Genomic DNA, 13,334 nt, shown 5'->3' on the forward strand with positions numbered 1-13,334 from the left:
CCACATGCGCTGTCGGCGTGGCGTGCCAGGATGTAGTCGTGTCGCAGATCTCCATCAGTACGCCGATCATCGGGCGGGACGACGAGCTTGCCCGGCTTTCCGGGGTGCTGGGACGGGCCCGGGGCGGGGAAGCCCGGGCCGTGCTCGTCGCCGGGGACGCCGGGGTCGGCAAGACGCGGTTGCTGGACGAGCTCAAGGGGCGGGCCGCGGCGGCCGGGATGACCGTGCTCGGCGGGCACTGCGTCGATCTCGGTGATGTGGGCCTGCCCTACCTCCCCTTCACGGAGGTGCTCGGGGCGATCGCGCAGGACGAGCGGTTCACCGGTGCCCTCGCCGCGTACCCGGTGGTGGAGCGGTTGCTGGGCGGCGGCTCCGCCGGGGACTCCGGTGGGCGGCTGCGGCTGTTCGAGTCGATCGCCGCGCTGCTCGCCGATCTCTCCGACATCGCTCCCCTGCTGCTCGTCCTGGAGGATCTGCACTGGGCCGACCAGTCGTCCCGGGACCTGCTGCGGTTCCTGCTCAGCCGGGGGATCCTCCAGCGCTCGGCAGGTGGGGCGCCCACGCACCGGCTGGCCGTTCTCGCCTCGTACCGGGCGGACGACCTGCACCGCCGGCATCCGCTGCGGCCGTTGCTCGCCGAGCTCGTGCGGCTGCCCGCCGTCGAGCGGCTGGAGTTGCGGCCGATGGCCGACGGCGAGGTGGCGCGGCTGGTGCGGGCCCTGCGCGAGGGGCCGCTGCCGGACACCACCGTGCGGCGGATCGTCGAGCGGGCCGAGGGCAACGCCTTCTACGCCGAGGAACTGCTGGCCGCCACGGGGAGCGGGGAGGGCGGGGTGCCCAGCGGGCTGGCCGACGTCCTGCTGATCCGTTTCGAGCAGCTGTCCGACACCGCCCAGGAGGTGCTGCGCACCGCCGCCGTGGCCGGGCGGCGCGTCGAGCACGACCTGCTGCGGGATGCCGTACGACTGCCCGAGGAGGAGCTGGAGTCGGCCCTGCGCGAGGCCGTCGGACGGCAGGTCCTGGTGTCCGGGGAAGGGGACACGTACGCGTTCCGGCACGCCCTCGCCCGTGAGGCCGTGTACGCCGATCTGCTCCCGGGTGAGCGGGCCCGGCTGCACGGGGCGTTCGCCCGGCTGCTCGACGGGCGGGCGCACCGGGCCGAGAGCGCGGCGGAGCGGGCCCATCACTACCGGGAGAGCCATGACCTGGCCCCCGCGCTCGCCGCCTCCCTGGAGGCCGCGGACCACGCCGAGCGGGTCGGGGCGCCGGCCGAGGAGCTACGTCATCTGGAGACGGCCCTGGACCTGTGGTCGGCGGTGGAGCCCTCCGCGCGTCCTTCGGGCGAGGGGGTCGACCGGGTCCGGCTGATGCTGCGGGCCTCGGCGGCGGCCGCGCACGCCGGCGAACTGCACCGGGCGGTCTCGCTCACACGTGCCGCGCTCGCCGGCGTCGGCCAGGAGGAGGACTCCGAGCTCGCCGCCCGGGTGCGCTACACGCTCGCCGGGAACCTGATGACCGTCGACAACCTCACCGCGGCCTTCGCCTACAGCAGCGAGGCGCTCGACATGATCCCCGCGGACCCCCCGTCCCGTACCTGGGTGTGGGCCGCGGCGACCCATGTGCTGGCGGCCCGTCACGTGGGGGAGAACGAGACCGCGCTGCGGGTCGCGCGGCAGGCCCTGGAGACGGCGGAGGAGCTGGGCGTGACCGACGCCCAGGCGGACCTGCTGATCTCCCTGGCGGTCGTCGAGGGCGGTGGGCGCAGGTCGCAGGAGGGACGGGAGCGGTTGCGGCGGGCTCGGGAGCTGGCCCGCGCTTCGGGCAACGCGGCGGTCGAGATGCGCGCGCTGTTCAACCTCGCCATCGGCACCTTCGAGGCCGGGCACCTGGACGAGTGCCTGCCCTGGATCACGGAGGGACTGGACCGCGCCCGCAGGGCCGGGCTGCTGTCGTCGCCGTATCCGATGGAGATGCGCTATCTCCAGCTGCTGGTGCTGTACACGCTGGGCCGCTGGGACGAGTGCGTCCGGGCGGCGGACACCGATGCCGCGGTGCTGCCCGCGGCCGGCGGGTACCGGATCGCGCCCGCCCTCTACGTGGCGCTCGCACGCGGTGACTTCGGGGCCGCCGACCGGGCCAGGACGCTCCTGGAGGGGCCGTTCGACTGGATGGCCGCGCTCGTCGCGGGCATCGCGCTGACCGAGGCGGCTGCCCTGAAGGGTGACGCGGAGGCGGCCGTGGAGCGGATGCGGTCCACCGTCACGGTCCTCACCGACGACGCGGGCACCCCTCCCCACGTCACCGTGCGGCTCGCCGCCCTCGCGTTGTCGGCGGTCGCCGACCGGGCCACCGGCCTGCGTCTGGAGGGAGACCAGGAGGGAGCCCGCCGGTGGGCGGAGACCGCCACCGAGCTGCTGGCGCCGGCCAGGGCCCTCGCCGTGCACGACGGAGTGCCGCAGGGGCCCGAGGGCCAGGCCTGGCTGGCCCGCGCCGAGGCGGAGTGGACCCGGGCCGTGTCGGGGCCGGACGCCGAGGCCTGGGCGCGGGCGGTCGCCGCGTTCGACTTCGGTGACGTGTACGAGCAGGCGCGCTGCCGCCTGCGGTACGCCGAGGCCCTGCTCACCGCGGACCGACGTGATGAGGCCGTGACCGAGGCGCGGGCGGCGCGTGCGGTGTTCGCCCGGCTCGGTGCCACCGTGTTCCTGGAGCGGACGGACGAGCTGCTCCGGCGCGGCGGCCCGGCCGAGGCCGCGCCCACCGCGCCGCCGCTCACGGCCCGCGAGCAGGACGTGCTGCGGCTGCTCGCGCGCGGGCGCAGCAACCGGCAGATCGGCGAGGAGCTGTTCATCACCGGCAAGACGGCCAGCGTGCACGTCTCCAACATCCTCGCCAAGCTGGGCGCGGCGAGCCGCACCGAGGCCGTGGCCGTCGCCTACCGCGAGGGACTGATCGCCCCCGAGACGACGGCCCACGGCTGACGGTCCCTCAGCGGCGTGCGCACTCCAGGCTGTTCAGGTCGACGGAGTCCGCCATGGCCTGCATGCCCTTGTCGTTGGGGTGGATGTGGTCCCCGCCGTCGAAGACGGGGAGCATCCGTTCGTGGTCGTAGGGGCTGCGCAGGACGCGGTCGAAGTCGCTGACCGCGTCGAACTCGTCGGCGTGGCTCCTGACGAAGTCGTTGACCTCCTGGCGTACCGCCTCGGCGTCCGCGTTCCATTCGGGCCAGCCCTTGAAGGGGGCGATGGTGGAGACGACCACGCACTTGCCGGCGTCGTGGGACCGGTCCACGATCTCGCGGTAGCCGGAGATCAGGTCCGCGGCGGTGACGCCGCTGCGCGCCTTGAGGTCGTTGACACCTTCGAAGAGGAACACGGTACGCACGCCCGGCTGGGACAGGACGTCCCTGTCCAGCCTGTTCAGGGCGCTCGGCGCGGTGCCGTCGGACAGCACCCTGTTGCTGGAGATCCCCTCGTCGGCCACGCCCTTGATCGTGGTGTGCGCCTTCTGCAGACGGCGGGCGAGGTAGTCGGGCCAGCGGCGGTTGCGGTCGCCGGTGGACTGCCAGCCGTCGGTGATGGAGTCGCCGAGCGCGACGACGGCCCCGGTGGCGGCGGGTGTCCGCACGGAGACCGCGTCGAGGTAGAACCACGAGCTGATCGGCTCGGTCCAGTGGGCTCCGCTCTCCTCGGCGGTGTGGTCGCCCCGGGTGGCGTACGACGTCTGCAGGGCCATCCCGTGGCCGGTGACCGGGCCCGCCGCGTCCGGGGTGTGCAGGCTGACGACCAGGTCCGAGCCGGCGGCCAGGGTGCCGGGCAGCGGGTCGCTGTACACCGTGGCGCCGGGTTCCACGGTGACGGAGGACAAGCCGTCGAAGGTGAGACGCCGGTTGGAGCCGCGCACCAGGGCGGCGCCCTCCAGCCGGCGGCCGGCGTAGACGCTGTCGAAGGTGACCGGCTGGTGGCCGAAGGCGTTGGAGAGCCGCACGCGCAGGTCACGGCCGCCGACGCTGGTGTGGACGACCATGCGGTAGCCGCGGTCGGCGGCCGACTCACCGAGGGCGTAGGCGCTCGCACCCCAGGTGATCACCCCGTCGGGCGGGCTGACGGCGGCCGGTGCGGGCGTGGCCTGGAGGGCCGCCGCCACGACCGTGACGGCGACCAGCCGGGCCCGGCGCACGGTCCGGCGGCTCAACGGTCGAAGCCCTTCAGGGTGACCGTCTCGCCCGGCCTCAGCGTCACCGTGCGGGTGCTTCCCGCGTGGGCGACCGTCGTGGTGCGGCCGCCGGTGCTGCGGATCCGTGCTTCGGTCGGTGTGCCGTCCCGCCAGCGCAGGTCGACGACGAAGCCGCCGCGGGCGTTCGCTCCGCTGAGGGAGCCGGAGGCGGCCCAGGCGTCGGGCAGGGCCGGCAGGAGTTCCAGGTGGCCGGGGCGGGAGTAGAGCAGCATCTCGATCATCGCTGCAGGGGTACCCAGATTTGCGTCGATCTGAAAGATCCCTCGGCCCTGTTCCACCTGGTAGATGTCGAAGAGGTTGAAAGCGGTGCCGTTGCTGCCGCCGCTGGAGGGCCGCAGGTTGTTGACGACCAGCTGGTAGGCGTTGTCGGCGTTCTTCAGGCGGGCCCAGCACAGGGCGCGCCAGGCGTTGGCCCAGCCGAAGCTCTCCATGCCGCGGGCGGTGAGCAGGGCGGTGGCGCCCTCGACGATTCCCGCCGGGGTGGAGCCGTCGGGGCGGATGCGGTCGCCGGGGAAGAGTCCGACGAGCGGGGACAGGTGCCGGTGGGTGGTCTCGCCGAGGTTGTCGGGGGACATCCACTCCTCCAGCCAGCCCGTGGTGGGGCTGACCTGCGGGAGGTGGAGGCGTTTGCGGAGGCCGGCGATCGTGGCGGCGAAGCCGGTGTCCTTCTTCAGCTCGGCCGCTGCCGTGCAGTAGTTGCCGAACAGGGCCCACACGAGTTCCTGGGCGTAGGTGATGCCCTTGGCGTCGAGGGGGCCGTGCTCGGGCGACCAGTCGCTGTCGGCGACCAGGACCTCCCGCGAGGTGCCCGGGAGGGTCATGGTCAGCAGCCGTGCCTCCCAGAACTCGCACGCGCCCTTGAGAAGGGGGTAGATCTTCTCCAGATGGGCGCGGGAGGCCGTGAACTCGTAATGCTCGTACAGGGAGTTGCACAGCCAGGCGTTGCCCGCCGGGTGCCACCACCAGCCGCCTCCGCCGAAGGGGTTGGTGGAGATGGCGACCGTCCAGCCCGCGTTCTTGCCGGTGGAGTTGCGGTAGCGGTTGCGCGGGTCGTTGAAGAGTCTGCGGGTGAGGTCGGTCCAGGAGGGGAGCTGGGCGAGGCAGTAGTCCGTGAACGCGTCGAAGCACTGGGACAGGCCGGCGCGGTCGGTCGCCCAGTAGTTCATCTGGATGTTGATGTCGGTGTGGTAATCCCCCATCCAGTCGGGGTCGTTGCCGTCGAGCCACAGCCCCTGGAGGTTCAGCGGCAGGCTGCCGCGGGAGGCCGCGATCGTCAGGTAGCGGCCGAACTGGAGGTACTGGGCCTCCAGTTCCGGATCGGGCACGCCGTCCCTGGCGCGTGCGTGCAGGCGCTCCCAGGTGTCGAGGGAGCGCTGCTCGGCGGAGGAGGTGCCGAGCGAGAGGTCCAGCTGCCCGAACAGGGCGTGGTGGTCGGCCGTGTGGGTGCGCAGCAGGGTGGCCGCCGAGTGGCGGGCGGCGGCACGGACCTTGCTGCGGGCCAGTTTCTGCGGGTCGAGGGAGGGGTCGCGGTAGTGGGCGGCGGCGTCGGGGGCGTAGTCGGTGCCGCCGCTCAGGACGACGGTGAGGTCCCTGCACCCGCTGAAGGCGATGTGCGGCCCGTCGACGGCGACGCTGCCGCCGGAGCCGTACGCCGTGATCGCCGCCCCGTAGCGCAGGCCGTTGGGCAGGGTGGCGCCGAAGGAGGGCGCGGGTTCCTCGCCGTGTGTTCCCGCCAGCGTGAGCGTGCCGGTGTAGCGGCCTCCCCCGCTCTGGGTGAAGTGCAGCACGATGACGTCGTCGGGACGGCTGGCGAAGATCTCACGCCGGTAGGTCACACCGTGGCGGACGTACGACGTCTCGTTCACGCCGCGCGCGAGGTCGAGGGTGCGGCGGTAGCCGGAGACGGCGGACAGGTCGTGGTCGGGGAGGTCCACGGTGAGCCGGGCCAGCAGGGTGAAGGAGCCGAAGTCCTGGCGGCCGTAGGGGAACTGGCCGTCGGCGTCCAGGGTGTCGTTGAGGCCGCCGGTCCACATCGTGGCGTCGGTGACGAGGAGGAGCTCGCGGCCGGGGTCGTTGCTCACGAGGGCGCCGAGGCGGCCGTTGCCGACGGGCAGGCCCTGTTCGATCATCGAGTGCTCGTCGGCGGGGGCCTGCCACCAGAGCCGGTGGCGTGCGTCGGTGTCGGGGGTGGGTGACGCGGCGGGTCGCTGCGGCGCGGCGGTCGCCCTGAAGGCGGGCAGGGCGGTGAGCGCGGCGGTCAGCGCGAGGACACCGCGTCTGGAGGGGGTGGGGGTCATGGCGGCTCCTGGTGGCTCGGTCAGGACTTCGGTACGTCGATCCGGTCGATGTCCGGCGCGTAGCCGGTGCCGCTGTCGAAGGTGATCGTGTTGGCGCCTGCCCTGAGCGTCACGGGCACGTACACGGCGGCCACGGTCCCCCAGTCGCCGGTGGCGGGGAGCTTGTGGCGGGTGGCGCCGCCGCCGTTCGCGGAGACGTCCACGGAGCGGGCGTCACCGCTGATGTAGGAGACCTTGATCTGGTAGGTGCCCGCCTTGGCGACCATGACGTCGTTGAAGGTCAGCTTGCCGCCGAGGTACAGGTTGCCCACCTTCTTTCCGTTCGAGCAGGCGGAGCAGTCGCCGACGGAGGCGTTGCCGGCGAGGGTGTTGCCGGAGGACTCGGCCTCGTAGCCGGTGAGGGCGAGCGCGGTGCCGCGCGGGGTGACGGTGAACAGGCGGGAGCCGTGGGCGGGCAGGGCCTGGGTGACCTTGTTCTTGTAGGTGCCGAGGTTCTCGTGGTTCCACACGTCGCGGACGGACGCCTTGCCGGTGAATCCGAGGGTGGTCCAGTCGGCGGTGACGGCGGCGGGGGCGTCGGCGAGGTTGAACAGGGCGACGGTGTAGGTGCCGTCGGTGTTCTTCGCGGCCCACACCTGCTGCGGGTCGGACGGGGTGACCGGCTGGGCGGGCGGGTTGGGGCCCTGGTCGATCGCGATGACCTCGCGGTTGGTCAGCAGGGAGAGGCCGTAGGAGTCGAGTCGGGTGAGGTCGTCGCCGGTGTAGAGGGGGGACTTGGCGATGGCCCACAGGGTGGCGTAACTCTGCCGTTCGGCCTTGGTCAGGCCGTCCATCTGTCCGTTGCCGACGTCGAGGGAGTCGAGGTCGTTCCAGCCGCCGGGTCCGGCGTGCCGGGTCCAGGCCGGGGTGTCGTCCCAGCGGTCGTCGACGGAGTTCTCCCAGCTCACGAGAGTGTTGCAGTAGCACTCGACGTCGGTGTCGATGCGCCAGCCCTGCGAGTACTTCTTCCAGTCGGCGGCGTGGCCGATGTCGAGGGACCAGGAGAGTTCGAGGTGGATCGGACGGCCGGTGTCGGCTATGGCCCGGTGCCAGGCGGCCACGTCGGCAACGTTGTCGTACTGGTCGCCGCTCTTGCCGGAGCCGGGGCCGACGCCGTCGAGCTTGAGGAAGTCGTAGCCCCAGTCGGCGATCAACTGGGCCTGGGAGTCGATGTACTTGTCGGTGCAGGGCTTGGAGAAGTCGAGCTTGTAGGCGCTGTCCCAGCCGTTGGTGGTGCGCAGGTCGTCGTAGACGATGTCGGCGGTGGTGCAGCCCTCTGCGTTCCAGACCGGCGTCTTCCCGTCGCCGTAGGCCCCCTTCTCCAGGCCGGCCGGGAGGTAGATGCCGGCCTTGAGGCCCTTGGCGTGGATGCGGTCGGCGACGGCCCTCATGCCGTGCGGGAAGCGGCCCGGGTCGGGCTTCTGGCGGCCGTACTGGTCGAACCCCGACTTCCAGGTCTTGTCCATCCACCAGCCGGCGTCGATGTTGACGTACTCGTAGCCGTACTTCTTCAGCTTGGCGGCCAGGGCGTCGGTCTGCTTGAGGACGTTGGCCTCGGTGAGGTAGCTGTAGTCGCCGTCCGGGTTGAGGCCGGGGTACTTGGACGACTGCATGCTCCAACTCGACCAGCCCATGTAGGGCTTGGCTGCGGGGGCGGGCGCCGGAGTGTCGGCGGCGTGGGCGGTGGGGACGGCGACCGCGGTGAGGGCGAGCACCAGCAGGGCTCTGGCGGGCAGGGCGAAGTACGAGGATGACCGCATGGGTCGTGCCTCCAATGGGGTGCGGGTTGCTATCGGCTCGTGTCCGGGCCGATGAAGGACTGGATGGCGGTGGCGGCGGCGCCGCGGGCCCACTCGTCGAAGGGCAGCGGGTGGGTGCGGACGTCGCACTGGGCGGCGGAGCCGAACGCGGCCGCGACGAAGGCGTCACGGATCTGCTCGGCGAACAGGTCGTGGGCGGCGAGTCCCTCGCCGGAGATGATCACGCGTTCGGGGCCGAGGAGGTTGGCGACGGTGGCGATGCCCCGGCCGATGGCCTCGCCGGCGCGCGCGTAGACGTCCCGGGCGCCTGCGACGCCTTCGCGGGCCAGGGCCAGGGCCGCCTCGGCGTCGGGGAGTTCGGCGCCGGTGGCCTCGCGGACCTGCCGGAGGATCGCGGCCTCCCCGGCGATGGCCTCGACGCAGCCGCGGTTGCCGCAGTGGCAGAGCGGGCCGGAGGGATCGACGGTCACGTGGCCGATCTCCCCGGCCACGCCGTGCGCCCCGGCCACCACCCGGCCGTGCACCACCAGGCCGCAGCCGATGCCGGCGCCGACGGTGACCACGGCGAAGTCGGACAGGCCCACCCCGGCGCCGAACCACTGCTCGGCGACCGTCAGGGCGCGTACGTCGTTGTCGACGGTGACCGGCAACCCCGTGGTCATGGCGGCGAGTTCGGCGAGCGGTACGTCGCGCCACTGAAGGAACGGCGAATACCGGACCGTGCCCTCGCCCCGGTCGACGTCTCCGGAGACCGCGATGCCGAGGCCCTGGACCGCGGCCGTGGTGCCGTCCGCCTCGGCCATCAGCCGCTGGACGAGGTCCGAGATGCCCGCGAGCACGGTCCGGGGTTCACGGTCGGGCAGCGGCAGGTGCCGGGCCTCGCGGATACGGCAGCACAGGTCGGTGAGGACCGCGATGATCTCGTCGCCGGTGACCTTGACGCCGATGAACAGGGCCCGTCCCCCGTCGACGCGCACGAGGTTCGCGGGTCGGCCGAGCGCCGGACGGGCGCCCTCGTCCACACCCTCCACCAGGTATCCGGCCTCGAGCAGCGGGCGGACCGCCTTGGTGACGGCGGCCGGGGACAGGCCCACGCGCCGGGCCACCTCCAGGCGGGGCAGGGGGCCCTGGGACAGCACGGTGGTGAACACCTGTGAGGCGGCGGGTGTGTTGGCGGGGAAGGTCTCGGCGCGAGGGGTGGGGCGCATGGCCGGGAACTTAGAGGGGTTCTTTTCCTTCGTCAATAAAAGAAGCAGGAATCGGCTGTGCGTTTCCGAGGAGACATCCGCGCCGACCGAGGCGGCCAATCATCACTTTTCGCACTTTTCACGGCGATACTCTCCGCATCCTTACCGGAACTGACGAGGCGACAGGAGATCAGCCGGATGGCATCAGCACGAGTGAGGGTCGGGGCGGTGGCGGGAGCGGTCCTGCTGCCCCTTCTCGCGGTCCCCGCCCACGCCGACTCGCCCACCGCGCCCGCGGTGGATCTCGCAGGTGTGCGCGGCGTGCTGCGTTCCGCGCAGGCGCAGGGCGCACCGGGGTCCATGGCCAGGATCGACGACGGGGGCACGGTGTACCGGGCCGCGGTGGGCGTCGCGGACCGAGGGAGCGGGCGGGCGATGAACGACGCCGACCGGTTCCGCATCGGCAGCGTCACCAAGACCTTCACCGCAGTCGTACTGCTCCAACTGGTCGACGAGAGGAAGCTGAGTCTCGACGCGCCCGTCGACCGGTACCTGCCCGGACTGCTCCCGGACGACCGGATCACGGTGCGGCACGTCCTGGGCCACCGCAGCGGCCTGTACGACTACACCAACGACATGTTCGCCAGGACCGTCCCGGGGTTCGAGGCGGTCCGCAAGAAGGTCTACACGCCCCGGGAGTTGGTGAAGCTCTCGCTCGCCCGTCCGCGCACGAGCGCGCCGGGCGCGGTGTACTCGTACTCCAACACCAACTTCGTCGTCGCCGGGATGCTCATCGAGAAGCTGACCGGGAACCCGGTGCGGACCGAGTACGAGAACCGGATCATCGGGCCGCTGAAGCTGAGCGACACCTTCTATGTGCACCCCACCATGACGATCCCCGGCCGGCACGCCCGCGGCTATCTCACCCCGGACCAGGCGGGCGCCCCCCTCGTCGACGCGACCGAGCAGACCGTGTCGTGGGCGCAGAGCGCGGGCGCGCTCATCTCCAGCACCCGGGACCTGAACACCTTCCTGTCCGCTCTGCTCGGCGGCCGGCTCACCTCGGCGGCGCAGCTGGCGCAGATGGAGCGGTGGCTGCCGTCGACGGGGAGCGGTCAGGCGTACGGACTCGGACTGCGCCGTCGCGATCTGTCGTGCGGGATCTCGGTGTACGGCCACACCGGCGCCGTACAGGGGTTCTACACCTACGCGTTCGCCTCCAAGGACGGCGGACGTGCTCTCGCCGCGGTCGCGAACACGTCCAACAACGGCACGGTCCTCAACACGATGCTGCGCACCCTGGACTCCGCGTTCTGCGGAAAGACCCTCAAGGCGGTCAGGGCTCCGCGCGGCAAGGCACCGGTCGAGCGGCACGAGGACATGGCGCCGGGGCTCACGCTGAACTGAGCAAGGGCCGGGAACCCCTCGCCCCCGGTGTGCGTTCTCCCGGCGGACGACGACACCAGGGCGGCACGATGAGCGAGTTGGTCCCCGGGGGCAATCTGCCCCTCCCCGAAGGGGCCGTCACCGTGCGGGTGCCCGGCCCCTTCGACGTGTGCGCGCTCGTCACCGACGAGAGCGGCACGGTGCGGGGCGACGCGGACTTCGTGTTCTACAACCAGCCCTCCGCTCCCGGGGCCCGACTCTCCGGTGACACGTTGACCGTGGATCCCCGGCGGCTGCGCGCGGGCGCCACCAGGGTCACGGTGGTCGTCACCGCGGCCGATCCCGGCACTCCCCTGGGCCTGCTGCCCGCCCCGGTCCTCCAGGTCACGGATGCGGGCGGCCGGCCGCTGGCCCGGTTCGCGCCACCGCGGCCACGGCAGGAGACCGTGCTGCTGCTCGCGGAGCTCTACCGGCGCGGCGACAGCTGGAAGGTGCGGGCCCTCGGGCAGGGGTACGCGGACGGACTGGCGGGGCTGGCACGGGACTTCGGGGTGGACGTCATGGCGGACACCCCGACGACCGCGGCGCCCTCCGCATCCTCGACGACCGGAGTGCCCTCAGCAGCGCCGCCGACCCGAGTTCCCTCCGCATCCCCGACGGCCGGGCCGCCCTTCACCTCCCCGACGGCCGTGGGGGCATCCGCCGCCCCCGCTTCCGCGTTCCCGGCCGCCCGGGCCCCCTCCCCCACGGCACGCCCGGCACCGGCGTTTCCCTCGCCCGCTCCCTCCCCCGAAGCGGCCGCCTTCGTCAGCCTGGTCAACTCGGCGCGCTCCAGGGTTGGTTCACCCCCGGTCACGTTCGACGCCCGGCTCGGTGAAGCCGCCCGCCTCCACGCCTCGGCCATGGCCACCGCGGGCCGTCTCGGTGTCGAGGGCGCCGACGGCGTGTCCGTCTTCCAGCGGCTCACCGCCACCGGGTACGCGTATCTCACCGTCGGCGAGCACCTCGTCTCCGGCCCGCGCAACGCGTCCGAGCTCGTCGAGTACTGCCTGCGCGCCGAGCAGCCCCGGCGGACCCTGCACGACCCGGCCGTCTGTCACGTCGGCCTGGCTCACGCAAGCAAGGGCCGCTCCGGCGACACGTACTGGACGGCGCTGTGGGCGAGCCCGCTCACGCCCGCCGCCCTCGCCCGGACCGCCGACGAGGTCGTCGGCCTCACCAACCGTGAGCGCGCCCGGGCCGGCCTGCCGGCGCTCGCCGTCGACCCGCTCCTGGGCCGTGCGGCGCAGGCGTACAGCACCGACATGGCGGCCCGCGCCTTCTACTCCCACACCTCACCCGAGGGCACCCGGCCCTGGGACCGGGCGGCCGCCGCGGGCTCCGGCCGCCGTTCGATCGGAGAGAACATCGCGTGCGGCCAGCGCTCGGCCGCCGAGGTCGTGGAGGGCTGGATGAACAGCCCAGGCCATCGCGCCAACATCCTCAGGCCGGGCTTCACCCACATCGGGATCGGGTTCGCGGGCGGCGGCCCGGCGGGCACCTACTGGACCCAGCTCTTCGGCGCCTGATTCCCGCAGGGAGGGGATCTTGGCGGAGGGGATCCCTCCGGGCCAGGATGCCCTCATGAAGGGTGACCTCTTTTCCAGTGAGCACATGGTGCAGCCGGCCACCGCGCCGGGCATGACGGTCGAGAACGCCAAGTGCATCAGGTACGCGGTGCACGGCGAGATGCTCGCCCGCCAGGGGGCGATGGTCGCCTACCGCGGCAATCTCCAGTTCGAGCGCAAGGGCCAGGGCGTGGGCGGCATGCTCAAGCGGGCCGTCACCGGGGAGGGGCTGCCGTTGATGGCGGTGCGCGGGCAGGGCGAGGCCTGGTTCGCGCACGAGGCCCAGAACTGTTTCATCGTCGACGTGGAGCCGGGCGACGAGTTCACGGTCAACGGCCGCAACGTCCTGTGCTTCGACGCCTCGCTGGCCTACCGCATCTCGACCGTGAAGGGCGCCGGCATCGCGGGCGGCGGCCTGTTCAACAGCGTCTTCACGGGCCACGGCAGGCTCGGTCTCGTCTGCGAGGGCAACCCGCTGGTGATCCCCGTCTCGCCGGAGTACCCGGTGTACGTCGACACGGACGCGGTCGTCGGCTGGACCGCGGGCCTGGGCACCTCGCTGCACCGCTCGCAGTCCATCGGGTCGATGCTGCGCGGCGGTTCCGGGGAGGCCGTCCAGCTGATGCTCCAGGGCAACGGGTACGTCGTGGTACGGCCGAGCGAGGCGACCCCGCAGAAGGCGCAGCAGCACTGAGGTCCCGGGCAGTGATCTGCGCCTCACAGGCAACCCGTCCGACTCCGTCCACGTCTTGACCGGCGACGGATGAGCCCCGGCCTCCGGGCCGGGGCTTCTTTTCAAGGCACTATGCACACCATGTATACACA

General features: G+C 72.4%; 8 protein-coding genes. 4 read left to right on the forward strand and 4 right to left on the reverse strand.

What is annotated here, in order from left to right; genetic code table 11:
* Positions 1 to 38 precede the first annotated feature (38 nt).
* Positions 39 to 2,978, forward strand: coding sequence for a helix-turn-helix transcriptional regulator (locus M2163_RS08785; RefSeq protein ID WP_280893641.1), 2,940 nt, complete (start codon positions 39 to 41; stop codon positions 2,976 to 2,978).
* Positions 2,979 to 2,985: 7 nt separating this feature from the next.
* On the opposite strand, the gene M2163_RS08790 is transcribed toward M2163_RS08785, so the two are convergent.
* Genes M2163_RS08790 through M2163_RS08805 form a run of 4 tightly spaced genes read right to left on the reverse strand, consistent with a single transcriptional unit; the run spans position 2,986 to position 9,537 of the window.
* Positions 2,986 to 4,191, reverse strand: a complete 1,206-nt coding sequence (locus M2163_RS08790) for an SGNH/GDSL hydrolase family protein (RefSeq protein ID WP_280893642.1) — start codon at positions 4,189 to 4,191, stop codon at positions 2,986 to 2,988.
* On the reverse strand, positions 4,188 to 6,530 hold the full coding sequence (locus M2163_RS08795; protein ID WP_280893643.1) for a glycoside hydrolase N-terminal domain-containing protein: 2,343 nt from the start codon (positions 6,528 to 6,530) through the stop codon (positions 4,188 to 4,190). Before M2163_RS08795 ends, M2163_RS08790 begins: the two co-directional genes overlap by 4 nt.
* Before the next feature lie 20 nt (positions 6,531 to 6,550).
* Positions 6,551 to 8,329: a carbohydrate-binding protein gene (locus tag M2163_RS08800; protein WP_280893644.1), complete on the reverse strand. Its 1,779-nt coding sequence runs from the start codon at positions 8,327 to 8,329 to the stop codon at positions 6,551 to 6,553.
* Between the two features lie 29 nt (positions 8,330 to 8,358).
* Positions 8,359 to 9,537: an ROK family transcriptional regulator gene (locus tag M2163_RS08805; RefSeq protein WP_280893645.1), complete on the reverse strand. Its 1,179-nt coding sequence runs from the start codon at positions 9,535 to 9,537 to the stop codon at positions 8,359 to 8,361.
* A gap of 177 nt (positions 9,538 to 9,714) precedes the next feature.
* Here M2163_RS08805 and M2163_RS08810 point away from each other — a divergent pair, with 177 nt between their 5' ends.
* The 3 genes from M2163_RS08810 to M2163_RS08820 all read left to right on the forward strand — a co-directional run bounded on the left by M2163_RS08810 (position 9,715) and on the right by M2163_RS08820 (position 13,203).
* Positions 9,715 to 10,923, forward strand: coding sequence for a serine hydrolase domain-containing protein (locus M2163_RS08810; RefSeq protein WP_280853363.1), 1,209 nt, complete (start codon positions 9,715 to 9,717; stop codon positions 10,921 to 10,923).
* A 68-nt stretch (positions 10,924 to 10,991) separates the two neighbouring features.
* On the forward strand, positions 10,992 to 12,470 hold the full coding sequence (locus M2163_RS08815; RefSeq protein WP_280853362.1) for a CAP domain-containing protein: 1,479 nt from the start codon (positions 10,992 to 10,994) through the stop codon (positions 12,468 to 12,470).
* Between the two features lie 55 nt (positions 12,471 to 12,525).
* Positions 12,526 to 13,203, forward strand: a complete 678-nt coding sequence (locus M2163_RS08820) for an AIM24 family protein (RefSeq protein WP_280893646.1) — start codon at positions 12,526 to 12,528, stop codon at positions 13,201 to 13,203.
* Positions 13,204 to 13,334: the final 131 nt, after the last annotated feature.

Origin of the sequence: Streptomyces sp. SAI-135, assembly GCF_029893805.1 — a bacterium.
Taxonomy (GTDB): domain Bacteria; phylum Actinomycetota; class Actinomycetes; order Streptomycetales; family Streptomycetaceae; genus Streptomyces.